This window comes from Segatella copri, from assembly GCF_019249795.2.
GTDB lineage: Bacteria > Bacteroidota > Bacteroidia > Bacteroidales > Bacteroidaceae > Prevotella > Prevotella copri_B.
Genome location: NZ_CP156892.1, coordinates 275,768 through 302,760, shown reverse-complemented (window position 1 = coordinate 302,760; position 26,993 = coordinate 275,768). Strand labels below are relative to the sequence as shown.

Here is a 26,993-nt window from a genome sequence, read left to right as displayed (position 1 = left end):
TTTTTCGTACCTTTGCACTATGAAAAAGGACGAAATTATAGTACTTTTAAAGGAACAACTTCAGCTTGCAAACGAACAGCTTCAGCAAGCTAATGCTACAGTGGGTTCGCTGACTGCACAGGTCAACGAACTCATTGAACGTATAAAGTCATTAGAAGAACTACTCGTCCAGAAAGGAATCGCCATTGACAAAGTGAATCGTCAGAACAAGGCTCTCGGCAAGCTCGTTTCAGGCAAGAAGTCCGAACGTCAGGAGAAGAATCCACAAGATTCGATGACCCAGGAGGAATTTGACAAGAAGAAAACAGAGCAGGCCGAAAAGAGAAAGGCACGCAAAAACAACGGAGCCAAGCGTGACATGCATTACGAAATGAAAGAAGTGCATGTTACGATAGATCCAGTCATGGATGCAGAGCTTTTGAAGACGTTGCGTCTCTTCGGGACTCGTACCTGTATACGTTACAGCATGGAACCCATCAAGTTCATCAAGACCGTGTATCACATCAACACTTATACGGATGGAAGTATCATGTATCCGGGGAAGACTCCACCGGCTCTGTTGTTGAATTCTTCCTATTCGCCTTCCTTTGCTGCAGGTCTCCTGCAGATGCGATACATCTATTCCATGCCGGTAGAGCGAATCACCAAATACTTTGCCGACAATGGGTTTACGTTAAGGAAAGCCACAGCAAACAAACTGATTGCCAGAAGTGCCGATGTGCTGGAAAACTTCTATAAGGCTATCTGCCAAGTAGTGTTGCAGCAGGATTATGTCTCGGCAGACGAGACATACCATAAAGTACTGTTAGCTAAGACAAAGCCTACGGACAAGGGTTCGAAGAAAGGCTACTTCTGGGCTGTAAGTGCGCCTAAACTGGGACTTGTCTTCTTCGTATATGAGGATGGATCACGCTCTGAGCAGGTCATACTTAACGTATTCTCAGATTATAAAGGTACCATACAGAGTGATGCGTATGCTCCTTACCGGAAACTGGAGTCGGATGCTTATCCGGACATCATGAGAATCGCCTGCCTACAGCATGTCAAGAGAGATTTCTTCGACTGCGGCAAGGAGGACAAGGATGCTCAAGAAGTCGTAGATATCATCAACAGGTTTTATCAAGAAGACAAAAAACATAAGGTTGGGGTAAATGGATGGACCGTTGAAGACCATCTTGCCTATCGGCAGTCATACGCACCGGACATTTTGCAGGATTTATTGGAGAAACTGGAGGAAATATCTTCCAGGAAGGATTTACTGCCCAAGTCTACCTTGGCGCAGGCGGTCGGCTATGCCCTTAATGAATATAATGCCATTTGTGACATCTTCAAAAGAGGTGATACGGCTCTCGATAACAACTACATTGAGAGAATCCAGAGGTACATATCACTATCTTTTACCTTTGCACCTGGAAACAAGTTTAAACGAATTGGTTAACGGGTGTTAAGGTGAACTGTATGTCACTCTAGAATATCACTATTTTTTGATTCAGTCCTTCGCCAAGCCAAATGTTTTCTTGTTTCCATTTAATGCTAAAATGTCAATAATATGGATAAGGAACTTTACTTTGGCGTAGATGTCTCCAAGAAGACTCTCGACCTTGCTTATTATGATGGTGAAACCATCGACTGGAAGAATGCTCATATTAAGGTGAGCAATGATGATGCTGGGTTCAAAAAGATTGGCTCCTGGGTCGCAAAGGTAGGAAAAGACTTCGATACCTTTTTGTTCTGTATGGAATATACTGGACTCTATAACCAAAACTTCAGATTATGGCTGGAATCCAAAGAATATATCTATGGTATGGTGGAACCTCGCAAAATGCATCGCTTCGAGCCAGACTTGGATGATGACCAGCGCTCTCTAGACCGTATCAAGACTGATGAACTGGATGCTTTCAGAATAGCAATCTATTGTGAGCAGAACCACAAGAAGATTCTTCGCAATCCCTCCAAACTTCCTTCACCTGTCTATTTCAAGTTGAAGAGATTGCTGGCAGAGCGTAAGCAGAACACCAAGCAGTCAACTCTCTATAAGCAGCAGCTTCATGATATCAGCGCATACGATACAGACTTATCCGTTGAACGCAAGAAACTCCTGCTGAAGAACATGCAGGAAAACCAGAAAGCAATAGACAAAGAGATTGACAGCTACATGAATGAAGATACAAGCATCAGAAAGAATTACAATCTGCTGACCTCCATTCCTGGCATTGGTCGCATCATAGCGTTGGAAACCATTGTATTGACGGAAAATTTCACTGCAATCAGCAATCCTCGCAAATATGCCTGTTACATAGGAATAGCCCCTTTTAAAAAGGAATCTGGTACCTCAGTAAGAAAGAAAACGGGGGTTTCCAAGAAAGGCTTTTCTGAAGCCAAGGCAGACTTATCCATAGCTGTCCTTTCCGCCATAAGGAACAATCCTTCAATAAGAGACTATTGGATACGCAAGAGAAAGGAAAAATGCGGTGGCATCGTGCTCAATGCCGTCAAGTTCAAGCTGGTCCTTCGTATGTTTGCCGTGATAAAGCGTGGAACACCATATGTGGAGACAGATGCATATAAGAACTAAAATGCAGCAAAAGTGAACTATCGCACTTCTTAGAGCATAACTATTTCCCGACTAAGTCTTTTGTCTGCGTTTTTTTCACTACCTTTGCCGGAGCATCTGAAATGGAAGGAACTCCGGACGGGGGTAGTGAACTATTTTGTCTTAGACAAAGACCTTTCCCTGATCTAGTCTCCCCAGCCTGAAATGCCAGGTCAAGTGCCGTTTAGGGAATTAGCCGTGGAAGCTTTTAAAAGATGTGGCTTACCCTGACATAGAGAGCTCCTTCCTACAAAATGCGGTACAAAGGTATGAAAAATAAATCATTTATCGGCATCGACATCTCAAAAAATGTCATTGACGTATCAATTTTCTGTGAAGAAACCCCAATTAAGGACTTTTCTCACGATGTATTCAACAATTCCCGCAAGGGATTTGGCGAAATGTGCACATGGCTCAAGAAGAATCATGTGGTTCTCTCGAACAGTCTCTTCGGAATGGAGTTCACCGGCAGCTATTCCATGGAGCTGGAGAAGTTTCTTAATACCAGGAACTATCAGTTCTGCATGCTCTCCACCCATGTGGTAAAGCATTATCCCATGGGGCCCAAGGACAAGAGCGACAAGATTGACTCTGCCAAGATTGCAGACTTTCTCTATCGCTATAATGGTACTGAATGTGTCAAGCCTTATAATATGCCTGACAAGACCATGCAGAGACTCAAGGCACTGATGAATGAGCGTAAGTTCCTGGTGGAACAGCGTACATGCTTCATGAACAGAAGACAGCTATGCATCACAAAGGAAGATGCCCAGTTATATGATGGCTACATCAAAAAATTCAGCCGTGACATTGAGAACATCGAGTTGGAAGAACAGAAGTTGCTGGCTACAGACGATAGCCTCTTGTCTACTTACAAGAATCTTCTGACAATACCGGGAATAGGCTTCGTCAATGCCATAAATGTCATTGTCATTACCCGAAACTTTACCGCTTTTGAAACAGCAAGGCAATATGCCAGTTATGTCGGCGTGGCACCGCACTTCCGCACTTCAGGCACCAGTGTGAAATGGCGTCCCCGACCTTCAGCACGCTGTGATGGTCAGGCGAAAGCAGATCTATCCATGGCGGCCACAGTTGTTGTACAATATGATGCAGAGTTACAATCATTTTATAACCGTAAATTAGGAGGTAAGCAAGATTCAGACACAAAACGCAAGGCATTGAATGCCGTTAAGTTCAAACTTGTTCTCAGAATGTTCGCTATAGGTAAGCAGAACAGAAAATGGGAACCGTTGGATTCAAAGAGCAGCAATGAAAAACTTGCAATATCATAAGTCCGAAACAAGTGAACTATAGCAGTCTGTGCTACTGCCATTTAGAGTCTTGTAAAGACACAAACACGGATAACTAATTAGGAATCTAGCCACACGCTATTAAAAGAACGAGTTCCGTGTTGATTTGTAACAGAAAAATCATTTTTGACCATTTCTGCTACCGATATTTTAGTGCCTGTATGTTCCAAAATACCTCTTTTGTATTTATTAACACAAAAAGTTGCTCAAAAATTTGGCTATGTCTTAGGAATCAAGAAGAAACTCAATGTTCTTTGGTTCGCACGAAGGAGCAAGCCGGGGAGCTATCCTATATTCCATCGCCATCTCATGCAAACTGAATGGCATCAATCTGTTTGAATACATTAGCGATGTCATAGAAAAGACCATTGAATGGCAACCGAATACCCCACTGGAGAAATATAGAGACTTACTTCCTGACCGATGGAAAAAGCAGTAGCAGCATTTGTTTAATCAGCTGTTACTGCTTTTTTTGAATTATGCAAGGTATAAACGCGGAGACTCTTACATGCCTTATTCTTGCTTATTCTTCTGAAAACTTCTCAGAATCAAGTAGTTGCTTAATTTGCGGCATCAAAACTGGTATATCCTTCTCTATGATATTCCAAAGCTGTTTGGGCTTAATTGTATAGTATCCATGCACCAAAACATGCCTTAAACCTATCATTTGCTCCCAAGGAATCTCTGTATGTTTCGCTCGAAATTCCTTTGTAAGCATATAAGAGGCTTAACCTATGATTTCTGCTAACTTGACGAAACCATAAAAGATAATAGGATCGTCTTTAACTGCATCAAATGTGTACTTGTCTTTTGAGGCAAGTAAATCATTACAAGCTTGGAGAATATGTTCAAGCCTTCCTTTGTCTTTAACTTTTTCTCTCATAAATCAATATTTTATCTCGGTTTGCTGATTTTGATGCAAAAGGAAGAAGACAGTCCTCTTCTATTAAATCTACAGGGCGCTTGATAATCTTTTTGAGATTTACCATGATTCCAGAGATATCGAACAGAGACATGGAGTCACTGTCTTGGTATCTTACCAACAAGTCAACATCGCTCTTCGGAGTTTCTTCACCACGAGAGCATGAACCAAACAGCCAAGCCTTTTCTATGGGCTGGCTAGCAAGATACTGCTGTATCTTGGGTATCATTTCTTGTACATTCTTGCTAAGCATAAGCGATACAGTTTGATTTATGTTGCAAATATAATCTTTTTTATCGGCTTTTCCAAACTTTTTATAAAAAAAGTGAACTTTTTAAGCCTTATTGCTAAGTAAAGGCAGAGTGTCTACTATTTCAGTTTTATGAAAGTAATGGTGTCTACCTTTCTAGTTTATAAAGTAAAAAGTATCTATTGATAGAAGAAAAAGACATGATGCGGATTTCTAGAAGACGCAAGGCAATGCAGAGAGCTGCTGCATGATGGTCTTAGCCATGCGGGAGTGACCGGCATCGTTTGGATGAAGACGGTCGGTATCCGGTTTGTTAAACATCTGCGCACCAGCATCGTAAAGAGGGAAGAGACCGGAAAGGGAGTTGAGGTCGATGACCGGAACTGCCCAGACATTGCCTGTTTCCTTGATAGCTTTCACGTATTCATCGAAGAAGATGCCACGCGCATTCTCGTACATCTCATCTGGCTGGATGTTCTTGTCACCACTGGCAAAGAGAGCACGATGCACAGGAGTCATCACCACAATTTGCTTGGTAGGATACATCTGCTTCAACTTCGACATGGCGATGTTGATGCGGCCTTTCAATGTATTCTTGTCCATGCAGAAGTGGCGGTGGCGGCGCTGTACCATTTCGCTTGGCTTGTGGCGGGCTACTCTCACGCTGTCGAAAGTCTCTGTATACCATTCGCCTACAGGCACACCGTTGTTGTAATCGTTGGTACCCATAAAGATGAGGATGGCATCGAAATCATCACCATGTTCCTTCTGCAGTTGGTCTGCCTGACGGGGAATATCGTTCCACTGTCTGCCGCTCACACCATAAACGTAAGGGGTGATGCCGAGCCAATCCTGCAGGAATCCCCAGTATTTCACCTTCGATGCCTTGATGTTAGGGTCTGTGATGGAGTCGCCGAAGTAAGCCACTTTCTTTCCCTTCCAGGGATGCTGAAGGTTCTTGAATGCCTTTTCTTTTTCGGCAATTTCTTTCTTGCTCATCGCCTTCTGGGCGAAGGCGTGTAGGGTTGGCATTGCCAGAGTGAGGGCGAGTGCCAGGGTAATCATTGTTTGTTTCTTCATTGCTAGTTTGTTTTTAATTCTTTTTCTGAGTGCAAAGGTACGGCAAAAATCTCAAACGGCGCAACATTTATTGTTCAAATATCAGTCTTTTTCTGTTTTTTTTTTGTAATTTTGCAGCCGCTAATAGAAATGAGTATTTATAATAGGTATATTATTAAGGATGACAGTCAGTTTGAGTAATTTGAGTAATTTAAGTGATTTGGCGCGCAAGCGAGTGGCGGTTGCGGCTTATTATTTTGTTCCGGGAGTAGTGTTTGCCAGTTGGGCAAGCCGTATTCCGGATGTAAAACAGATGTTGCATCTGAGCAACGGACAGCTGGGAACGGTGCTTTTCGCCATTCCTATCGGCCAACTTCTGATGATGGCTTTTTCGGGTATCCTGGTGAGTAGATTTGGCAGCAAGAAGATGCTGGTTCTCTCTGAGTTGCTCTATGTTCTGGTTCTTTTCTGCATCGGTAGCAGTACTACGGTTTTTCATCTGATTTTGAGTCTTATTGCTTTCGGAATGATGGCGAATCTGATGAACATTGCCACCAATACGCAGGCATGTCTGGTAGAGAAGATGTATGGGCGCAACATCATGTCATCGTTTCATGGTCTGTGGAGTCTGGGTGGATTCTCCGGTGGTATCATCGGTGCCATCTTTGCCAACACTTTGCTCCCGATAGATGTCCACTTTGGAACTATCCTGGTTCTGAGTATTCTCATCGTTGCTGTCGGTTTCCGCTTTCTGATTAATGATGCCATGGCGAAAGCAGAAGAGGAGGATGTTCCGAAGTTCTCTTTCAAGACCATCGATCCGATTCTTTTCCTTTTGGGACTGATGGGATTTGCAGGCATGTTCTGTGAAGGTACCGTTTACGATTGGAGTAGCGTATATTTTTCATCAGTAGTAAAAACCGATGAGGCTTTTATCCGTGCGGGCTATGTTGCTGGTATGGGTGCGATGACGTTGGGTAGATTCATGGCTGATGGGTTTGTTACGAAATTCGGTCCAGCCAGAGTATTGAAGGTTTGTGGTGGTTTGATATTTGGCGGTTTGTGGCTGGCTGCTGCCTTGCCTTATCTCATTCCTGCCACCTTGGGTTTCCTGCTGGTAGGTTTCGGCATCTCTTCGTCGGTTCCTATCTGTTACAGTATCGCCGGAAAATTGGGAACCATCAAGGCGAGCATCGCCATTACCATCGTTTCGAGCATCAGTTTCTTCGGTTTCCTGGTAGGACCTCCGGTTATCGGATGGCTTGCTGAGGCTACCGGTCTCCGCATTGCCATCAGCATTGCCGCCTGCCTGGGTCTGATGATAGCGTTTGTTGCCGCAAAGGTAGGAAAGAGATTATCCTGAATAAGGAAACGGTTGATGTCTTCTAATGATATGATTGATGTCGTTCAGGTATATGACTGATAACGTTCTAGTATATGACTAAAGTCTTCCGAACAGTTACTTGAAGTCTTTCAGATATATAGAATAAGTCTTCTGGATATATTATATAGTAAGCCGCACAACAGTTGATGTGCGCTTGCACAACAGGTGTTGTGCGAGCGTCGCTCAGTTGTTGTGCGGCTGTCGTTCAGGTGTTGTGCGCTCTCTTTGTTTGTTTTCTTAAAGCTGACACCTTGATTAGATAAACAAACTTCCTATCTGGAAGACCAGGGCTGATACTACCCATGCCAATAGCGTGGTGTATCCGGCGGCGAAGCCTGCCCATTTCCAACTGCCCGTCTCGCCCTTGATGGCTGCTATCGTGGCGATGCAAGGGAAGTAGAGCAATACAAAGAGGAGGAAACAGTAGGCGGTGAGCGTTGCCTTCGCTGCTGCCTCGGCATCGCTGTAACCGTAGGTCTTCTTCAGGTCTGAAGTCATCTGCTTCTTCAAGACTTCGTATTTTCCGTCTTCATCGTTGTAATCCTGATCATCAGAGAAACTGTCGTTGTTGCTGTAGAGCACGCCCATTGTTGAGGCTACAATCTCCTTGGCACCCACACCGGAAACCAAGCCCACATCCAGTTTCCAGTCGAAACCCTGTGGGGTGAAGATAGGCTCGATGGTCTTACCGATTCTGCCGATATAGCTCTGTTCCTGCTGAGCCTGGTTATCAAGTTCTTCATTATGAGGAAAGTAACCCAAAGCCCATACGATGATACTTGCCACAAGGATGATACCACCCATCTTCTTCAAGTACTGCTTGCCCTTTTCCCAGGTATGGCGGCCTATCGCCTTCCAGGTAGGGAAGCGGTAAGGAGGCAGCTCCATTACGAACGGGGTATCTTCGCCCTTCACCACGAAACTGGCAAAGATGCGGCTCAATATCACGGCTAGGAAGATGCCGATGAGATAGAGCGATACCATGATGAGTGAACGGTATTGGATGGCAAAGAATGTTCCGATGACCATGATGTAGATTGGCAGACGAGCCGAACAGCTCATCAATGGCAATATCAGCATCGTAATCAGACGGGAACGGTGACTCTCGATGGTTCTTGTTGCCATCACCGCAGGCACGTTACATCCGAATCCCATAATCAGCGGAATGAATGATTTGCCATGCAAGCCCATCTTGTGCATCAGCTTATCCATGATGAAGGCGGCACGAGCCATATATCCCGAATCCTCCATATAAGAGATGAAGAAATACAGAATCAGAATCTGTGGCAGGAAGACAATCACGGCACCTACACCACCAATCACACCATCTACCAGCATATCCTTTACAGGTCCGTCCGGCATCGTATTGCTGATGAAATCGCCCAGCCATGCCACGCCGTCCTCAATCCATCCCTTAGGAATCTCGCCCAGTACGAAGGTGGCTGAGAACATGATGAACAGCAGGAGAACGAAGATTGGGAAGCCTACATATTTATTGGTCAGGATGCTGTCGATGAGGTGGGTTACCTGATAGGTATCCTTCGCCTTGCCCGGTTCATAGCCTGCTTCCTGCAATGCGCCATGGATAAAACCGTATTTGGCATCCATGATGGCGGTTTCGCTATCCTCTTGGGTCTCTTCCTTCACACGCTTGGCTGCCTCGTCACGGGCTGCGAAGATTTCCTTTGCAGAGTTCAGATGACTTACGTATTCCTCAGCGTGCTTATCATTCTCCAACAACTTGATGGAGAGGTATCGGGTAGAGTAGCGCTGGCGGATGGAATCATCTGCCTTCAGATATTTCTGGATATGCTCGATACCATGTTCTATCTCATGTCCGTGGTTGATGTGGATATGGCGATAGTGAGCGCTGGAATCTTCCTTGCCTTCGTAGAGTTCGATGATGGTCTCGAAGAGCTTGTCCACGCCTCGGCCATTGGTGAAGACGGTAGGAATCATCGAGATACCGAAGAGTTCGCCCAGTTTGTCGTAGTCGATGTTATCGCCACGCTTCTCGGTTTCATCAAACATATTGAGGGCGCAGACCATGCGGATGTGCATATCTATCAATTGTGTGGTGAGATAGAGATTGCGCTCCAGGTTGCTGGTGTCGATGACGTTGATGACGATATCCGGCGTATGCTCGATGAGCTGCTTGCGCACATAGAGTTCTTCTGGCGAATAAGCCGAGAGGGAATAGGTACCCGGCAAATCTACCAGATTGAAGTGGTAGCCGTTGAAATCGGCTTCGCCCACCTTGGCATCCACGGTTACACCGCTATAGTTGCCTACGCGTTCGTGAGCACCCGAAGCAAAGTTGAAGAGGGAAGTCTTACCGCAGTTTGGATTTCCCACCAGTGCCACGTTGATGACGCGGTGGAGTCTTTCTGCTTCCTGTTCAGCCAGGGCTTCGTTGCTGGCATTGTCTTTTCTTTCAGCTACGAGCATCTTGTCGCCGAGCGCCTGCTCGTCGCTATCGTTGGAATCTACTACTTTTGAGTCAATTACCTGTTGGCGGTCTTCTTCTTCCGCCTTGCTGAGCTTTGCATCGTTCTTGGCTTCATCAATGGAAACCACCTCGATATGGTCGGCTTCGCTGTGGCGGAGAGACACCTCGTAACCCATAATCTTGTATTTCACTGGGTCCTGGAGTGGGGCGTTAAGGAGTACATCTACCTTCTTGCCCTTGATGAATCCCATCTCGATGACTCTCTTTCTGAAGCCACCGTGTCCTGATACCTTGACGATGACGGCGCTTTCACCTGTTTTAAGTTCTGATAATTTCATATATCTTTCCTTGTTTTAATCTTGTTCTTTTCTTTGGGGCATGACCTCATGGTCAGCTCTTTTTTCTTTTCGACTGCAAAAATACTAATAATTTTTTGCAACTTAGTAGCAATAATGTGGTTTTAAAACAAAAATACCTAGAAATGATGAGAGTATCATCAAATCTAGGTATTCTTATCATTATTTCTGATGATGGATGTTCTTATACCTTATTATATATATAAGAGCATCATCATTTATTGTGATTACAGGTTTCTGCCGTGGCAGTTCTTAAACTTCTTGCCGCTTCCGCATGGACATGGGTCGTTAGGACGTGGCATGTGCTCTGCACGGTAAGGAGTGCGGTTTACCTGTGCGCCCTCTCGGGTATCCTGGTTAGCAGCTGCCTCCTGTGCCTCACGCTTTGCATCCAAATCTACCTTGCTCTCAACATAGTTCTGCTGAGTGTGCTGCTCAGGAGCTGCCTCCTGAACTGGCTGCTCTTGCTCCATTACTGGAATCTGACCACGCATCAGGATACTTGCAATACGGTCGTACATGTCATTAATCATGGCATCCCAAACCTTGGCACTCTCCAACTTAAAGATGAGGAGAGGATCCTTCTGCTCGTAGCTTGCATTCTGTACAGAGTGCTTCAGTTCGTCGAGCTTGCGGAGGTTCTCCTTCCAGTCGTCATCGATAATCTGGAGAACAACGCTCTTCTCAAACTCCTTCACTACGTTCTTAGCCTCGCTCTCGTATGCCTCCTTGAGGTTGCAAGGAATATTGTACATGCGCTTGCCGTCTGTGATAGGCACCATGATGCGCTCGTATATAGCACCCTGGTTTTCGTATACCTGCTTGATGATAGGCATAGCTGTAGCCTGGATGCGGTCTGTCTTACGCTTGAATGTAGCCATAGCCTCCTGGAAAGCACGCTCAGCCAAATCCTCACGTCTGCCGTTCTCATACTCATCCTCGTTGAATGGAATCTCCATAGCGAGAACTTTCAGGAACTCTTCCTTGGCACCGAAGAAGTCGTTGTTGTTGACGATGTTCAATACGCGGTCCCAGATGATGTTGGCAATATCCATACCGATACGCTCACCCATGAGGGCGTGGCGACGCTTCTCGTAGATAACGGTACGCTGACGATTCATCACGTCATCATACTCCAAGAGGTGTTTACGGATACCGAAGTTGTTTTCCTCAACCTTGCGCTGAGCACGCTCGATACTCTTGCTGATCATTGGGCTCTCGATACGCTCGCCATCCTCGAAACCGAGACGGTCCATTACCTTGGCGATACGCTCTGAAGCGAACAGACGCATCAGCTTATCCTCCAATGATACATAGAATACAGAAGAACCTGGGTCACCCTGACGACCGGCACGACCACGGAGCTGACGGTCTACACGGCGGCTCTCATGACGTTCTGTACCGATGATGGCAAGACCACCTGCAGCCTTTACCTCTGGAGTCAGCTTGATATCGGTACCACGACCTGCCATGTTGGTAGCGATGGTTACGGCACCCTTACCGTTTACTGAGCGACCTGCCTCGGCTACAATCTGAGCCTCCTGCTGGTGCAGCTTAGCGTTCAATACATTATGAGGAATGTTGCGCATCTTCAACATCTTGCTCAACAACTCAGAAATCTCGACAGATGTTGTACCTACCAAGACTGGGCGGCCAGCATTACGTGTTTCCTCGATTTCGTCGATAACTGCACGATATTTCTCGCGGGCAGTCTTGTATACACGGTCATCCAAGTCCTTACGCTGGATAGGGCGGTTGGTTGGAATCTCAACAACATCGAGTTTATAGATATCCCAGAACTCACCTGACTCTGTACTTGCAGTACCGGTCATACCTGCGAGTTTGTGGTACATACGGAAGTAGTTCTGAAGTGTGATGGTAGCAAAGGTCTGTGTAGCAGCCTCTACCTTTACGTGCTCCTTAGCTTCAATAGCCTGGTGCAAACCATCGCTCCAGCGACGGCCTTCCATGATACGTCCTGTCTGCTCATCCACAATCTTCACCTGTCCGTCCATGACAACATATTCGTCGTCCTTATTGAACATGGTGTAACCCTTCAGAAGCTGCTGCAAGGTGTGAACACGTTCGCTCTGTACACCATAGTGAGCCAGCATCTCGTCTTTCTTGTCAAGACGCTCCTGGTCGGTAAGGTCTGTACGTGCCTCGAGTTCACTCATTTCTGTTGTGATATCAGGCAATACGAAGAGTTCCTTGTCGTTTACCTGCTTAGCCAACCAGTCGGTTCCCTTATCGGTAAGGTCGGCAGAATTCATTTTCTCGTCTACTACGAAGTACAATGGCTCTGTAGCCTTAGGCATCTCACGGTTGTTGTTTGCCATGTAGTACTCCTCGGTCTTCAGCAGACCAGCCTTGATACCTTCCTCAGAAAGATACTTGATCAATGGCTTGTTCTTAGGCAATGCCTTGTAAGAACGGAAGAGTGCGAGGAAGCCTTCATCAAGGAGTTCCTGATTCTTAGCTTTTGTACCTTCGTTAATCTTCTGCTTAGCCTCGGCGAGCAATTCTGTAGCCTGCTTGCGCTGTACCTCATAAAGTTTCTCAACCAATGGCTGATACTGCTCAAACATCTGGTCGTCGCCCTTTGGAATAGGACCAGAGATGATCAATGGGGTACGGGCATCATCAATCAACACTGAGTCGACCTCATCGACGATGGCGTAGTTGTGCTGGCGCTGTACCAGATCGGCTGGGTTGGTAGCCATGTTATCACGAAGATAATCGAAACCGAACTCGTTGTTGGTACCGAAGGTGATATCTGCCAGGTATGCCTTGCGACGCTCGTCGGAATTAGGACGATGCTTGTCAATACAATCTACAGAGAGACCGTGGAACATATAGAGAGGTCCCATCCACTCAGAGTCACGCTTAGCCAAATAGTCGTTCACGGTAACGACGTGAACACCATTACCAGTCAAGGCATTCAGGAAGATAGGTGTTGTACCTACAAGGGTCTTACCCTCACCGGTAGCCATCTCGGCAATCTTACCCTGATGGAGAACAACACCACCGAAGAGCTGTACATCGTAGTGAATCATTTCCCACTTCATATCATTACCGCCGGCTGTCCAGTGGTTGTGATAGATAGCCTTGTCGCCATCGATGGTAACGAAGTCGTTAGCTGGATTAGAAGCCAACTCGCGGTCGAAGTCGGTAGCAGTAACTATTGTTTCCTCGTTCTCTGCGAAACGGCGAGCAGTATCCTTAACGATAGCGAAAACCTGAGGCAAAACCTCGTTGAGGGCTTCCTCATACTTGTCGAGTGCTTCCTGCTCTAACTTGTCGATCTGGTTGAAGATACCTTCACGCTCATCAATAGGAGTGTCTTCAATTTTAGCCTTGAGTTCAGCAATCTTAGCCTTCTCTTCCTTGGCGTACTCCTGTACGTACTTCTGAAGTTCTTTTGTTTTTGCACGAAGTTCGTCATTGCTTAAGGCCTGCATCTTAGGATACTCTGCCTTGATCTTTTCTACGATTGGCTGGATCAACTTCATATCGCGAGTTGACTTGTTGCCAAACAATGACTGGAGAATTTTGTTAAAGTTCATTGTATATTTATTTTTTATTATTATTCGAAATATAGGAGTTAAAGAAGTTAAGGAGTTAAGACAAATGCTGCTCTGTTAGTCCTTTTTTCCTCTTCTGCTTTTTCCTGTTGTTTATAACTAGCTTGCAAATTTACTAAAAATATCTGTAAATCTGCAAGGAATTGCCAATTATTACCTGTTTTTATGGCAAATCTTCTGAGTTTTGCTTACGGAAAGCATAAAATCAGCAGTCTGGACCTCGAATAACAATACTCCCATACGGAACTTTGTATCTATGCTCCGTAGGGGAATCATAATAAATATGTGAATGAATGTCTGTCAGAATGTCAGAAGAATTGGCGGCAAGTGTTGCCGACAGAATAGGATGATGCGTTGCGATGCTCTCATCTTCTGATGCCGCTTTGATGGCTTTGAGCACGCAGAGAATGTCCTCCTCCAATGCCTTCGCCTCCGGTTGTTGGATGAATTCATCGTAGGATATATCCGTAAGCGCAAACTTCAGCGCCTGCTGATAAGTCTGCGCCTCCATGCCGGTTGCCGCCAGGACAACCAAAAGGGCTGTGATATATCTGTTTACCATCATTGTTGTTTATCTTCTTCTGTTCGGAAACGATGTTGTACCAATCGTTTCCTTACGTATATTTTAATGTCTATTTATTCTTTCTGAATTTCTTTACGATATGCTTCTGCAAACCATAATTGTTTGGACTTAAATCCATCATGGTCGACTTGACGCAGTATCTCGCTAGCAAAGAAAGTGCCAAAATACTCATACCCTCAGCATAGTTCTGCCATATCTGCATGAACAGGGCAATGAGCAGAAGCCATCCCAGGAGTTCGAAATACCAATACTGACGACCTGCTTTCATCCTCTTGACAGTCTTCCAGGCAAAGATGAGGTTGAGCGGATTCAGTATCAGAATCTGGAAATTTATCTGTACAGTAGGATGCTGCGAGAAGATCATGGTAAAGAGAATCAGTCCCGGTAATCCTGTCAGAACAAGCAGGATGGCATCAAACCACCAGTAGTTTTTCTTTTTTACACATTCTCTTACCGTTGTTCCTATGATGATGATTGCCAGAGCTATGGCTATCATTTGTGGTGTAACAGGAGCATCGTCTGTTATTTGTGCCTGGGCTGGGATAATATCGGATGTTTCATCTACCAGAGTGATATAGCCGCTGGCACTTGTTGCATTGGTCTTGCCGTCTGCAGTCTGAGATGCATCAATAAAGTCGGTTCTTCCTTCTGTGGCAAAGTCTTTGCTCAGATTGTCTGGCAAGAATTCCCATTCTCTTTGTGTGATAGGGCGGTCTGCCTGACAACCCAAAAGGAGGTCATTGCCGAATCTTGCCCAGCGGTGCTGTCCGTTGAGTTTGTGAATCTCTTCCCTGTAGGTAGAAGGGGTAGGGATATCTTTAAAGTTGGTACTCTGGTTTCCAATGTTGGAGAGAATCATCTCGCGTGCCCGGGTCGTACAATTATCATAGAAGAAATTGTAGCGGTATACGCGGTTCTCCGGCTGTGCATTCTTGTCGATGCTTCTCAGAATTCCCAGTTTCTCTGTGCGGGAGAGACGGAGGCGCTGCTGTCTTACCCATCTGCCTTCATGTGCATATTCGGCTATGAAGTCGCTCATCGGGTAGATGCCAATCTGATAGTCGGTGAGTCCGAAAACAAAACGGAGTACGAAGCAACTTTGGTTAAAACTGAACATACCCCAGTTGACGGCAACATCCGTTCCCATAGCTTTGTTCTGGATGCGTAGAGCGGTATGTCCATAATACGACCACACCTCCTGACCTGGTCCGCAAGTCAGGAGAGAAATGTCAACAGAATCGAGCCACGCAGTAGCTTCTTCATTGACACGACTGTTCTGCACAGAAATATCAGAGTCCTTGTCTCTTGAAAAATCCTGTGCAGCCACTTCAGTAGTTAAATTGATTAAAATTACTGCTAAAATGGCACTAAAAATATGCTTAAAACGTTTCACGATGCAAAAATACCTTATTATTTTCAATTATCCTTCTTTTTTCTAGATTTTTTTTAATACTTTTGCACTCTGAATATAATTTTGAATGATTATTAAAGAATGAGAAAGCTTTTTTTAGCAACCCTATTGTTGGGTTCAGCCCTTATGGTTAATGCCCAAAGTGGTACTAATTCGCCATACAGCCAGTATGGTCTTGGCATCTTGTCAGACCAGACTTCTGGTTTTAATCGCGGTATGAATGGAGTCGGTCTCGGCTTTCATGAGCATAATCAGGTAAACTATCTCAACCCTGCATCTTATGCTTCGATTGATTCTATGACTTTCATCCTTGATGCCGGTATCTCTGGTCAGGTGACAAATTTTGAAGAGAATGGTGTGAAGAAGAATGCCAATAACTCAAATTTTGAGTATGTTGTTGCAGGCTTCCGCTTGCTGCCACATGTAGGTATGAGCTTCGGTATCATTCCTTTTACCAATGTTGGCTATAATTATTCTGCATCAGAATGGGTGAATGCTGACAAGGAAGCTTACTATACTAATACTTATTCTGGCGATGGTGGTTTGCATCAGGCATACATCGGTGCGGGTTGGGAACCGGTCAAGGGCTTGGCCGTAGGTGCCAACTTCTCATATCTCTGGGGTAGTATAGACAGAAGTGTAGCAAACAGCTACAGCAATTCTTATTACAAGACCCTCACCCGTTACTATTCTATGCAGGTGAACAGCTATAAGGTTGATTTCGGTGTACAGTATACCCATCAGTTCTCAAAGAAAGATTGGGCTACCGTAGGTGTCACCTTCTCACCAGGACATGGTCTGGGAGCTTCTGCTGATATGAAAATCATTTCTAATGATACCCAGAACGGTGTTACCGATACCACTGCTTACTCTATTGACAAGGCTTATAAGTTGCCTACCATGATTGGTGCGGGTGTGATGTGGAATCATAACAACCAGTGGAAGGTTGGCTTTGATTACAGTCTGCAGAAGTGGGGTAGCTTGGGTTATCCTAGTTTCGATGGAACCAACTACGCCTTGAAAAATGGTATCTACAAGGATAGAAGCAAGTTCAATCTCGGTGCCCAGTATTGCTATGGAGAGCGCAGCCGTGCTTTCTTCAAGCGTGTTCAGTATCGTGTAGGTGCCAGCTACGCCACACCTTATTATAAGATGAATGGTGTTGATGGTCCGAAGGAAATCTCTGTAAGTGCCGGTTTCGGTATTCCTATCATGAACTCTTACAACAACCGCTCTATGCTGAATATCAGCGGTCAGTGGGTGAAGAGTTCGGCTAAGGATCTGATTAAGGAAAATTCTTTCCGTATCAATATCGGATTCACATTCAACGAGGATTGGTTTAAGAAGTGGAAGATGGATTAATCTTCCGCTTATATATAATAATGTATAGAATCTATATATAATAATGTATAGAATAAAAGGCTCTTATGTTGTCGGTATCCTGATGTTCCTGATTTTGGCTGGTTGCCAGAACCAGGTAGAACATACTGCGCCCGCCATCCGTCCGCAAGACTCGGTGGCGATGATGACGTCGTATGGTGTAAATACATTGGTAAGCGACTCGGGAGTTATGAAATATCGCATCGTAACAGAACGGTGGGAGGTGAATACCAGCAAGAATCCATCTTTGTGGATCTTTGATAAGGGACTTTTGCTGGAGCAGTTTGATGAGAAATTCCATATTAATAGTTATATCCAGTGTGATACAGCTTATTATTATGATCAGCAGAAGATATGGAAACTTTATGGTAGGGTGAGTATCCTGACCAAAGATGGTTTGCGCTTCAATAGTGAGCAACTTACCTGGGACCAGAATAAGCACGAATTGTCAAGTAACGTATTCAGTAAACTTGTTACTCCTGAAAGAACGCTACAGGGTTCTCATTTCTGGAGTGATGAAAAGATGACGCGCTATTATGTGAGCAATTCGAAGGGTAGCTTTGAAAAGGGAGACCTGACAGGAGGTGGTGGTGGTGCCGATACGTTGAGCAGCCAGCCTGATTCTGTCAAGAATAACTTCCGTCAGCCGGCTACACCAGTCAGAGCCACTACGATTCCTATCATGCACTAATTAAAAAGAAAAAGATATAATGAATGAACAGGTGGATATGAGTTTAGTCGTAGGCATTCTCATTACAATGGTCTTCTCTGCATTCTTCAGCGGAATGGAGATTGCCTTCGTCTCTTCCAACCGTATGTTGGCGGAGATGGATAAGGAGAAAAACGGCCTTACGCAACGACTGTTATCTTTGTTTTATAATCATCCGAATGGCTTTGTCAGTACCATGCTCGTGGGCAACAATATAGCCCTTGTAGTTTATGGTATCCTGATAGCCCGTCTTTTCGACAATACGATTTTCGCAGGTTTTGATGCAGCCTTTACGGTGCCTGCAGATACCATTCTGTCTACGCTGATAGTACTCTTTACAGGTGAGTTTCTGCCAAAGACGCTTTTCAAGTCTAACCCGAACCGCTTGCTTTCTATCTTCAGTCCGGTAGCTTATCTGTGCTATGTGGTATTGTGGCCTATCAGTAAGTTCAGTACTTTCTTGAGTAAGTGCCTGCTGCGTCTGATAGGTATGAAGATGGATACTGAGGGGGCGGATGAAGGCTTTTCTAAGGTAGATCTTGATTATCTTGTGCAGTCAAGTATCGATAATGCTACCAATGAAGATGAAATTAATGATGAGGTGAAGATATTCCAGAATGCCCTTGATTTCTCCGATACTAAAGTACGCGACTGTATGGTGCCCCGTACTGAGATTCAGGCTGTTGAAATGAATACTTCTCTCGAAGAACTGCAGCAGAAATTCATAGAGAGCGGTAATTCGAAAATCATTGTATATGAAGAGGATATAGACCATATTGCGGGATATATTCACAGTTCCGAACTGTTCCATCATCCTTCACGTTGGCAGGATCATATCCGTACACTTCCTTTTGTGCCGGAAACGATGCAGGCACAGAAACTGATGCAGACTTTTTTGCAGCAGAAGAAGTCTTTAGGTATCGTTGTAGATGAGTTTGGCGGTACCAGCGGTTTGGTGAGTCTGGAAGATATCGTGGAGGAAATCTTCGGTGATATAGAAGATGAGCACGATTCTGCCAAATATGTAGCTAAGAAAACCGATGATGGTGACTATCTCCTTTCTGCACGATTGGAGATTGACAAGGTGAACGATATGTTTGGTCTTGAACTGCCGGAAAGTGATGAATATATGACTGTAGGCGGTTTGATATTGCATGAATATCAGAGTTTTCCTAAACTCAACGAGGTGATTAAGTTTGATAACTTTGAGTTCAAGATTATCAAGTCAACATCGCGTAAAATAGAGCTTGTTAAACTCCACATCATCAAATAGCTGAGCAGGAAAAGGGAATTTTTTGCTTTTTTTGAGGTAATAGTCAAAAAAGATAGCAAAAAATTCCCTTTTCTCGTATTATTTTTGTATTTTTGCAGACAATTGGCTACTAGCATCAAAAGTGGTTCAATCTAAACTTAGGAAAAAATAATAATAATAATTAAAACGTAATGGCAGCATTAGGAACAATTAGAAAAAGAGGCGTGATACTGGTTTGTATCATCAGTTTCGGCCTTTTCGCCTTTATTGCCGAGGAAGCTTTCCGCTCTTGCGATTCAGCAAAGAATAATGAGCGCCAGCAGATCGGTGAAGTTTTGGGCGAAAAAATCAGCGTGCAGGATTTCCAGAAGCTCGTTGATGAGTATTCAGAAGTTATTAAAATGCAACAGGGTCAGGAAAATCTTCCTGAAGAGCAGATGAATCAGGTGAAGGATATGGTATGGAATACATACATCCAGAACCAGATTATCGCTAAGGAAGCTAGCAAGTTGGGTCTCACTGTGACCGACGAAGAGCTTCAGGACATCTTGAAGACAGGTACTAACCCTATGCTTCAGCAGACTCCTTTCGTTAATCAGCAGACAGGTCGTTTCGATGCATCTTCTCTCCAGAAGTTCTTGGCAGACTACAAGGCACAGAAGGCTAACCCATCTGCTAACGCACAGATGATGGATCAGTATACCAAGATTTACAACTACTGGTCATTCATCGAGAAGACTCTCCGCCAGCAGACTTTGGCTCAGAAGTATCAGGCTCTTCTCGCCGGTTGCTTCCTGTCAAACCCTGTAGAGGCTAAGATGGCTTTCAAGGAGGAGAATGAAGAGAGCCAGATTCAGTTGGCTGCTTTCCCTTACTCTGACATCCAGGATGATAAGGTAAAGATTTCTGAAAGCGATTTGAAGGCTAAGTATGATGAGATCAAGGCACGCTTCAAACAGCCTGTTGAGAGCCGTGACATCAAGTTTGTTGATATCGAGGTTCAGGCTTCAAATGCAGACCGTGCTGCTCTTAACAAGGAATTTGCAGGTTATCACTCACAGTTGGCTGCTGCAGCAGATCCTACAGAGGTTGTACGTAAGTCAGCTTCTACTGTAGCATATCTTGGTATTCCTGTTTCAAAGGATGCTTTCCCACGTGATATCGCTGCTCAGCTCGATTCTATGGCTGTAGGTTCTACTTCTGCTGTTAAGGCTAATGCTGGTGACAATACATTGAACATCGTTAAGTTGGTAGCTAAGCAGGAATTGCCTGATTCAGTACAGTATCGTGTTATCCAGGTTGCTGCTAACTCAGTAGCTGAGGCTAAGACTAAGGCAGATTCTATTCAGGGCGCTATTGCCGGTGGTGCTGATTTCGAGGCTATCGCTAAGAAGTATGGCCAGACTGGTGACAAGGCTTGGATGACTACCAAGCAGTATGAGTATGCCCAGTCTATGGATAAGGACAACAAGACATTCATCAATACATTGAACACAGCAGCTGTCAATTCTTTGAACCAGCTTCAGCTGGGTCAGGGATATGTAGTTCTTCAGGTTCTTGACCGCAAGGCAATGGTCAGTAAGTATACTGCTGCCGTTATCAAGAAACCTATCGACTTCTCGCAGGGTACTTACCGTACAGCTTACAACAAGTTCTCTAGTTTCGTAAGTGCTAATCCTAAGTCAGAGGATCTCTTGAAGAATGCAGCTAAGGAAGGTTACAAGGTTCAGGACTTGAAGGATATTACAACTTCTGTTCACTATGTAGCAAACATCCATTCTACACGCGAGGCTTTGAAGTGGATCTTCGATAGCAAGGAGGGTGAGATTTCACCTCTCTATGAGTGTGGTGACAACAACCACCTGTTGGTTGTGGTTCTTGATAAGATTCATCATATCGGTTATCGTGATTTGAATGATGCAGTTGTCAAGGAGACTGTTAAGGCAGAGGTGCTCAAGGATAAGAAGGCTGAGATGATTGAGGCTAAGTTGAACGGTGTTAAGAACATCGCAGCTGCTAAGGCTAAGGGCGGTAAGGTTTCTTCTGTAAACCAGATTACTTTCGCTGCTCCTGTATTCATCGCAGCTACTGGCGCTAGCGAGCCAGCTCTCTCTGGTGCTGTTGCAGGTACTAAGAAGGGTGCTTTCTCTGCTCATGCTGTGAAGGGTAACGCTGGTGTTTATCTCTTCCAGGTTGTAAACAAGACTAACCGTCCTGTTAAGTTCGATGACAAGACATACGAGCAGAAGTGCCGTCAGAAGGCTATGCAGTATGCTGGTAACTTCATGAACGAGCTTTATCTGAACGCTCATGTAGTTGATAACCGCTACTTGTTCTTCTAATTCAGACTAGTAAATTCATTCCAATAAATAAAAAAGGTGTATTGCCAATGAGCAATACACCTTTTTTATTTATTGGGATATCTTTTATTGTATCTATCAGGTTATCTTTTATCGTATTTACTAGGATATCCTTTTGGAGAAACACTTTATCCGCGGCTCCACCAATGCTTCTTCTTAGGGGCTTCCTGCTGCTCGCCGAACTTCTGCTTCAGTACTCTGCAATAGCTTGTATGGTTGGTGATAATCTGATAAATCTCCCCCCAGTCTGGCAAACCGCCAATACCTCGGTCATCGATAAACCAGTCGGCTTTGAGCTTGCGTGAGAAGTGGTTATTGTTCTCCAGACTCTCTTCAGGATAATCCTTATTTACAGCCCAGAATTCAACTCCTCTTTCTCTACACCATTCTACTGCCTCGTCCAGGAGCTTTCCTTCGCGTACGCTCCATAGAATAAGCTTGTGGTGGTCTCTAATCAACATCTTTAATGTTTCTGTGGCGAAAGGTAGTTCTGTACCAATCTTCGGGTACTCGTGGGTTACGATTGTACCATCGAAATCTACTGCAATTGTTGCCATATAGTCTTAATGTTTTTATTAATCTAAAAGAGTCTTCCTATCTGGATAGAAAGACTCTTATTTTTGTTGAATGTATGTTTTTGATTACTTCTTAATACTGTTGTCGTTGGCATTGCCATAGTGGCTGTTGCTATAGTTGCCATAGCTGCCATACTGGCCGTAAGTTCCATATTTGCCATACTTGCCGTATGATCCATAAGAACCATAGTTGCCATATTTACCATATTTGCCGTACTTACCAACACCATAATAGAAGCTGTGCTTCTTCTTAGAGAGGTCGACGCCATTGAGTACTAAGCACATGTTAGGCAATTTATTCTCGGCTTTCAAACCATTGATCATGCCGAAACTAGCCTTTGGAGTATAATCTGCGCGGCAGACGTATACACAGAGATTAGCCAGACGTCCAAGCTGCAAACTGTCGTTTACAAGACCTACAGGAGCCGTATCGAGGATAACATAGTCGTAATGTTCCTTCAACTGACTGATAATGTCGTCAAGGCTTGCTCTGGTTACCAACTCTCCTGGGTTAGGAGGAACAGGACCAGCCATCAGGAGGTCGAGTTTACTGTTGACGCCCGAAGAGAGAATCTGTTTCTGAATGTCATCCCATGTGTTATGGTCGTGTATAATCAGATTGGTGATACCATTATGGTGGTTGTCAATCTCGAAGAGCTCTGCCAGACGAGGCTTGCGGATATCCAGACCTACCATGATAACCTTCTTGCCCAGTAAGGCAAGCGAGATACCGATATTGGAAGCCACGAAGGTTTTACCTTCACCTGATGTAGAAGAGGTAAACATCATGACCTTTTCACCTTCCTTCAGCATAAACTGAATGTTGGTACGCAAGCCACGGAAAATCTCCTCCATCAGGTTGTTTACATTCTGGTGAACCACAATATCAGCCTTTCCTTCCTTCTTGGCAGCGTCGCTTGCCACAGGAATATCGGCAATGACAGGTATCTGAGTGAGTTTCATCACGTCTTCATGTCCCTCAATCTTGTACTTGAAGAATTCTCTCAGGAAGAGGATGCCGGCAGGGATTGCGATACCCAGTACCAGTGCTATCAGCATAATGATAGGATTCTTAGGACTAACCTTTCCTTCCAATGAAGGAGCATCGATAACCTTACCCTTGTCTGCCGTTGCTGCTAGCGAAATGGAGTTTTCCTCACGTTTCTGAAGAAGCATCAGGTAAAGACCAGATTTTACTTCCTGCTGGCGACCAATCTGTGTAAGAACTCGCTCTTGCTCTGGCGAGTTACCTATTTGGTTGGCATACATGGCAGCTTGTTTGGCTATGCTGTTACGCTGGATTTCCATACCTAGCTTAGCTTGTCTCATGGCACGTTTGATAGATGTTGTGAGTGCATCCAACTGTGCGGTCAGAGGAGTTATTGTAGGAGAAGTCTCGCTGGCTGCATGCAAGGCGTTGTTGCGATCCAGGGCTATTTTGTTGTACTGGTTGATGAGTTCTGTTGAACTTTCATCAGTCAAACCTACGTTTGATGGGATAGGCTGATATCTGTTGCCAGGTTCGTTCATGTATTTGCCAAGCTCATTCAGAAGTTCAACCTGTGTGTTAGCCTCCTGGAGTTTCTGGGCGTATGTGTCTGAGTTAGCGATGGCAGCTGTTGCGTTGAGCTTCATCTCTACAACATTGTTACGCTTCTTGTAGCTTTCGAGCTGGCCTTCTGTATTGCCCAGTTCGTTGTTGATCTTCTCCAGACGCTGGTTGATGAACTGTTCTGTGCGGAAAGAAATTTCATTCTTGTCCTCGTTGGCCTGGCGGTTATAAACATTTACCAGAGTTCTCAGATAGTCGATGCTGCGCTGAGGATCTTCATCTTTCATTACCAGTTCGGCTATGGTTGTAGTCTTTGAAGTCTGGCTGACAGTCAGTGCTTTTGTATAGCCCTTAGCCGCCATTTCTGGTGACACGATAATCGCCTTCAGGCTCTCACCGTCTTTTAATGCGTATTTGCCGTTCTGAGTGAAGTAGAGGGTTCCTACACGTGTATTGATGCTTGCTGGCAGACCAGCTAAAGTCTTTTCAATCTTTACAGGATCCTTCTGATAGGAAAAGGCATCTACAGGTATGTAGTATGAACCTGTTACCTGATACTGGCTGCCAGTTTTCTCTATAAGAAGCTTGATAGGAGCATTCAGTTTCTTGAGATGAGCCAGGTCTAAGTCAACGCTGACTTCCTGCTCTTTATAGACTAACTGATCCCTGAAGGTTCCTTTATGGTAATAGTTCACGTAGCATTTCATGTCTACTACAGCCTGGTTAACCAAGTCTTGAGCCGAAAGAATTTCAATCTCATTGTCTATACCATTTGAGTTTGAAATAAAACCGAGGTTTGCAGCATTCTGAATCATGCTGTTACCCATTCCTCTGTTCTTTCTCTGGTCGTCATCCTTTATCAGTACCTTGGCGGTTGCCTGGTATTGCGGTCTTGCATGGCGTATGTAGAGATATCCCAATCCCAAACATACAATGAGTGATAGAACGAACCATTTCCAGTTGAGGATAAGAGTAGAATAAATCAGCTGGAAGTCAATAGATGACTTCTCTTCCTGCTCTTGATCACGTCCCAAATCAAAGTTCTTTGTTTCTTCCATTATTTTATATTCTATTGTGTTTACACCTTTTTATATTCGTATAAGATAAATGATAGAATCTGTGCTATCTGCTTGCCGCTAGTTCTTTCAGATACTGTCCATAACCGTTTTTGAGCATCGGTTGGGCAAGTTTCAGCAACTGTTCTTTGTCAATCCATCCTTGTTTGAATGCGATTTCTTCCAGACATGCCACTTTCAGCCCCTGTCTCTTTTCGATGACTTCTATAAAGGTACTGGCTTCCGAAAGGCTATCGTGGGTACCGGTGTCTAGCCAGGCGAAACCGCGCTGTAAGGTTCTTACCTTCAGAGTCTTTTCTGTCAGATAGTGCTGGTTTACTGTTGTTATTTCCAACTCACCTCTTGCGCTAGGCTTGATGTTCTTAGCCACCTGCACCACGCTGTTTGGGTAGAAATAGAGTCCTACAACCGCATAGTTGCTCTTAGGCATTTCCGGTTTTTCTTCTATGCTCAGGCAGTTGCCGTTTTCATCAAACTCTGCTACACCATATCTTTCCGGATCGTTGACATAATAGCCAAATACGCTTGCCAGTCCTTCTTCTGCAGCTTTTACGCTTTCCTTGAGTAAACCCGTAAAACCGGCTCCATAGAAAATGTTGTCACCCAAAACCAGACAGACTGTATCATTACCGATAAACTTCTCGCCAATGATGAAGGCTTGAGCCAGACCATCGGGTGATGGCTGTTCTGCATATTCGAAGTGTACACCCAATTCGCTGCCGTCGCCTAACAGACGTTTGAAACCAGGCAAGTCGAATGGGGTAGATATAATCAAAATCTCCTTGATTCCTGCCAACATTAGCACGGAAACAGGGTAGTATATCATTGGCTTATCAAAAATGGGTATCAATTGCTTACTGATACCTTTGGTAATAGGGTAAAGTCTTGTACCCGAACCTCCCGCTAATACGATTCCTTTCATATCTTCTCTATTTCTAATATAATAAAGTTGAATAGTCTTATCTTAAAACGCGGCAAAGTTACTAAAAAAAGTTGAATGAGTGAAATCATAAGCCATAAAAATGCATTTTTTGATAAAAAAAGCACCTTTTTATATAAAAAACGTCGCTTTGATTTGGGTATTTACTGATTTTATTGTATTTTTGCAGAACAATTTAAATAGATATAGAAAATAAAATAATAAAGGAATGGGAATTTTTGCTAAACTATTCGGTCGTAAAGACGACGATAAAAAGGTAGGTGGAATGGAAGATTACATGACTTTGGTCCGTGTATACTTTCAGGCTGCACTTGCTTCTCAGTTAGGTATCACCAATTTGGCCATGTTGCCAGACTTGCGTGTCTTCAAGACAAGTCTGCATGTTCCGACGGTCAACAACCGTCTGGGTATTGGCGAAAAGGCACAGGTGAAGAAAATGATGAAGAATATCTATGATACGGATGATGCCTTCTTTAAGGAAATAGATTCCAGTATCCGTAAGAACTGCCACAAACTGCAGGATGTAAACATATATCTCATCCAGTTCCAGAACTTCACTCAGGATCTGATGATGCTGATGGGCAACTTGATGAAGTTTAAGCTCCGTTTGCCTAGCTTCATGAAGAATTCACTTTACAAGCTGACTGCTAAAACTGTAGAAGATATCTTCACTAAGAATGATTTCTCTGATGCCAGTGTGCTGAAAACCGTGCTTCAGTTGCGCCAGTTCAACAAGCGCTTGGCGTTCAGCCAGCAATGGGTAACCGACTTTACCTTCCAGGTATTGATGCTTGCCAAAAAAGAGCCACGTCCATCAGATGAAGACGTAGAAAAGGCAAAGCAGAAGATGGGAAAGTAACAAATGTTGCGCCCAAAATGAAAAAAAATAGCAGAATATTTGTTTTATTCAAATAATTCTCTTAAATTTGTAGCCAAAAATAATAGTCATGAGTGCAAATGAGAAAACAATTAATACGTTTGCCACAAGAGTAAGGCAGATGATTCTCAAGTTTGACGAGGTCAAGCAGGAGAATGCTGAACTCTATGCGATGGTGGATGAGCGCGATGCCAAAATCAAGGCATTGGAGGAAAAGTTGGCTCAAGCGCAGAGTGATTACGACAGCTTGAAGATGGCGAAGATGATGACGATTTCTGACAATGATATGGAAGCTACTCAGAAGCGCATCGCCAAGCTCATAAGAGATGTCAATAAGTGTATCACACTATTGGGTGAAAAGTAAAAAT

At 44.3% G+C, this 26,993-nt stretch carries 21 protein-coding genes and 1 pseudogene; 11 read left to right on the top strand and 11 right to left on the bottom strand.

The window, feature by feature from the left end:
* Window positions 1–19 precede the first annotated feature (19 nt).
* The 4 genes and pseudogenes from KUA48_RS14235 to KUA48_RS14220 form a co-directional block, all read left to right on the top strand.
* On the top strand, window positions 20–1,438 hold the full coding sequence (locus tag KUA48_RS14235) for a transposase (protein WP_218433798.1): 1,419 nt from the start codon (window positions 20–22) through the stop codon (window positions 1,436–1,438).
* 111 nt (window positions 1,439–1,549) lie between these two features.
* On the top strand, window positions 1,550–2,575 hold the full coding sequence (locus tag KUA48_RS14230) for an IS110 family transposase (RefSeq protein ID WP_218433791.1): 1,026 nt from the start codon (window positions 1,550–1,552) through the stop codon (window positions 2,573–2,575).
* Window positions 2,576–2,862: 287 nt separating this feature from the next.
* Window positions 2,863–3,888, top strand: coding sequence for an IS110 family transposase (locus KUA48_RS14225; RefSeq protein ID WP_181993552.1), 1,026 nt, complete (start codon window positions 2,863–2,865; stop codon window positions 3,886–3,888).
* A 250-nt stretch (window positions 3,889–4,138) separates the two neighbouring features.
* Window positions 4,139–4,345: pseudogene (locus tag KUA48_RS14220) on the top strand (IS66 family transposase); the annotation flags it as partial.
* An 84-nt stretch (window positions 4,346–4,429) separates the two neighbouring features.
* Here the strand turns inward: KUA48_RS14220 and KUA48_RS14215 are convergent.
* The 4 genes from KUA48_RS14215 to KUA48_RS14200 form a co-directional block, all read right to left on the bottom strand.
* On the bottom strand, window positions 4,430–4,624 hold the full coding sequence (locus KUA48_RS14215; RefSeq protein ID WP_256624395.1) for a DUF86 domain-containing protein: 195 nt from the start codon (window positions 4,622–4,624) through the stop codon (window positions 4,430–4,432).
* Window positions 4,625–4,633: 9 nt separating this feature from the next.
* The gene (locus KUA48_RS14210) at window positions 4,634–4,789 is read right to left on the bottom strand and encodes a hypothetical protein (protein WP_256624396.1); all 156 of its coding nucleotides are present in this window, start codon (window positions 4,787–4,789) and stop codon (window positions 4,634–4,636) included.
* The gene (locus tag KUA48_RS14205; RefSeq protein WP_006846416.1) at window positions 4,773–5,081 is read right to left on the bottom strand and encodes a nucleotidyltransferase family protein; all 309 of its coding nucleotides are present in this window, start codon (window positions 5,079–5,081) and stop codon (window positions 4,773–4,775) included. Before KUA48_RS14205 ends, KUA48_RS14210 begins: the two co-directional genes overlap by 17 nt.
* Before the next feature lie 210 nt (window positions 5,082–5,291).
* On the bottom strand, window positions 5,292–6,158 hold the full coding sequence (locus KUA48_RS14200) for an SGNH/GDSL hydrolase family protein (protein ID WP_256624397.1): 867 nt from the start codon (window positions 6,156–6,158) through the stop codon (window positions 5,292–5,294).
* Between the two features lie 181 nt (window positions 6,159–6,339).
* Between KUA48_RS14200 and KUA48_RS14195 the strand changes: the two genes are divergently transcribed.
* The gene (locus KUA48_RS14195) at window positions 6,340–7,500 is read left to right on the top strand and encodes an MFS transporter (protein ID WP_218431659.1); all 1,161 of its coding nucleotides are present in this window, start codon (window positions 6,340–6,342) and stop codon (window positions 7,498–7,500) included.
* Between the two features lie 276 nt (window positions 7,501–7,776).
* Here KUA48_RS14195 and feoB read toward each other — a convergent pair whose 3' ends face one another.
* The 4 genes from feoB to KUA48_RS14175 all read right to left on the bottom strand — a co-directional run bounded on the left by feoB (window position 7,777) and on the right by KUA48_RS14175 (window position 15,820).
* Window positions 7,777–10,308: a ferrous iron transport protein B gene (gene feoB, locus KUA48_RS14190; RefSeq protein ID WP_218431660.1), complete on the bottom strand. Its 2,532-nt coding sequence runs from the start codon at window positions 10,306–10,308 to the stop codon at window positions 7,777–7,779.
* A gap of 245 nt (window positions 10,309–10,553) precedes the next feature.
* The gene (secA, locus tag KUA48_RS14185; protein WP_218431661.1) at window positions 10,554–13,892 is read right to left on the bottom strand and encodes a preprotein translocase subunit SecA; all 3,339 of its coding nucleotides are present in this window, start codon (window positions 13,890–13,892) and stop codon (window positions 10,554–10,556) included.
* A 223-nt stretch (window positions 13,893–14,115) separates the two neighbouring features.
* Window positions 14,116–14,475, bottom strand: a complete 360-nt coding sequence (locus tag KUA48_RS14180) for a hypothetical protein (protein ID WP_228112481.1) — start codon at window positions 14,473–14,475, stop codon at window positions 14,116–14,118.
* 67 nt (window positions 14,476–14,542) lie between these two features.
* On the bottom strand, window positions 14,543–15,820 hold the full coding sequence (locus KUA48_RS14175) for a DUF4105 domain-containing protein (protein WP_288178424.1): 1,278 nt from the start codon (window positions 15,818–15,820) through the stop codon (window positions 14,543–14,545).
* A gap of 165 nt (window positions 15,821–15,985) precedes the next feature.
* Between KUA48_RS14175 and KUA48_RS14170 the strand changes: the two genes are divergently transcribed.
* The 4 genes from KUA48_RS14170 to KUA48_RS14155 all read left to right on the top strand — a co-directional run bounded on the left by KUA48_RS14170 (window position 15,986) and on the right by KUA48_RS14155 (window position 21,587).
* Complete coding sequence (locus KUA48_RS14170; protein ID WP_022120995.1) at window positions 15,986–17,266, top strand: outer membrane protein; 1,281 nt, start codon at window positions 15,986–15,988, stop codon at window positions 17,264–17,266.
* An 82-nt stretch (window positions 17,267–17,348) separates the two neighbouring features.
* Window positions 17,349–17,975: an LPS export ABC transporter periplasmic protein LptC gene (gene lptC / locus KUA48_RS14165; protein WP_371833720.1), complete on the top strand. Its 627-nt coding sequence runs from the start codon at window positions 17,349–17,351 to the stop codon at window positions 17,973–17,975.
* A 19-nt stretch (window positions 17,976–17,994) separates the two neighbouring features.
* On the top strand, window positions 17,995–19,266 hold the full coding sequence (locus tag KUA48_RS14160; RefSeq protein ID WP_022120993.1) for a hemolysin family protein: 1,272 nt from the start codon (window positions 17,995–17,997) through the stop codon (window positions 19,264–19,266).
* Window positions 19,267–19,436: 170 nt separating this feature from the next.
* Complete coding sequence (locus KUA48_RS14155; protein ID WP_022120992.1) at window positions 19,437–21,587, top strand: peptidylprolyl isomerase; 2,151 nt, start codon at window positions 19,437–19,439, stop codon at window positions 21,585–21,587.
* A 146-nt stretch (window positions 21,588–21,733) separates the two neighbouring features.
* Here the strand turns inward: KUA48_RS14155 and KUA48_RS14150 are convergent, their stop codons facing one another.
* The 3 genes from KUA48_RS14150 to rfbA form a co-directional block, all read right to left on the bottom strand.
* The gene (locus KUA48_RS14150) at window positions 21,734–22,162 is read right to left on the bottom strand and encodes a BT0820 family HAD-type phosphatase (RefSeq protein ID WP_022120991.1); all 429 of its coding nucleotides are present in this window, start codon (window positions 22,160–22,162) and stop codon (window positions 21,734–21,736) included.
* Window positions 22,163–22,246: 84 nt separating this feature from the next.
* Window positions 22,247–24,790, bottom strand: coding sequence for a polysaccharide biosynthesis tyrosine autokinase (locus tag KUA48_RS14145; protein WP_218431663.1), 2,544 nt, complete (start codon window positions 24,788–24,790; stop codon window positions 22,247–22,249).
* Window positions 24,791–24,854: 64 nt separating this feature from the next.
* The gene (rfbA, locus tag KUA48_RS14140; protein WP_022120989.1) at window positions 24,855–25,730 is read right to left on the bottom strand and encodes a glucose-1-phosphate thymidylyltransferase RfbA; all 876 of its coding nucleotides are present in this window, start codon (window positions 25,728–25,730) and stop codon (window positions 24,855–24,857) included.
* 226 nt (window positions 25,731–25,956) lie between these two features.
* Between rfbA and KUA48_RS14135 the strand changes: the two genes are divergently transcribed.
* Window positions 25,957–26,607 carry a hypothetical protein gene (locus tag KUA48_RS14135; protein ID WP_022120987.1) on the top strand — a complete coding sequence of 217 codons (651 nt, stop codon included), beginning with the start codon at window positions 25,957–25,959 and terminating at the stop codon, window positions 26,605–26,607.
* 88 nt (window positions 26,608–26,695) lie between these two features.
* The gene (locus KUA48_RS14130; protein ID WP_022120986.1) at window positions 26,696–26,989 is read left to right on the top strand and encodes a hypothetical protein; all 294 of its coding nucleotides are present in this window, start codon (window positions 26,696–26,698) and stop codon (window positions 26,987–26,989) included.
* Window positions 26,990–26,993: the final 4 nt, after the last annotated feature.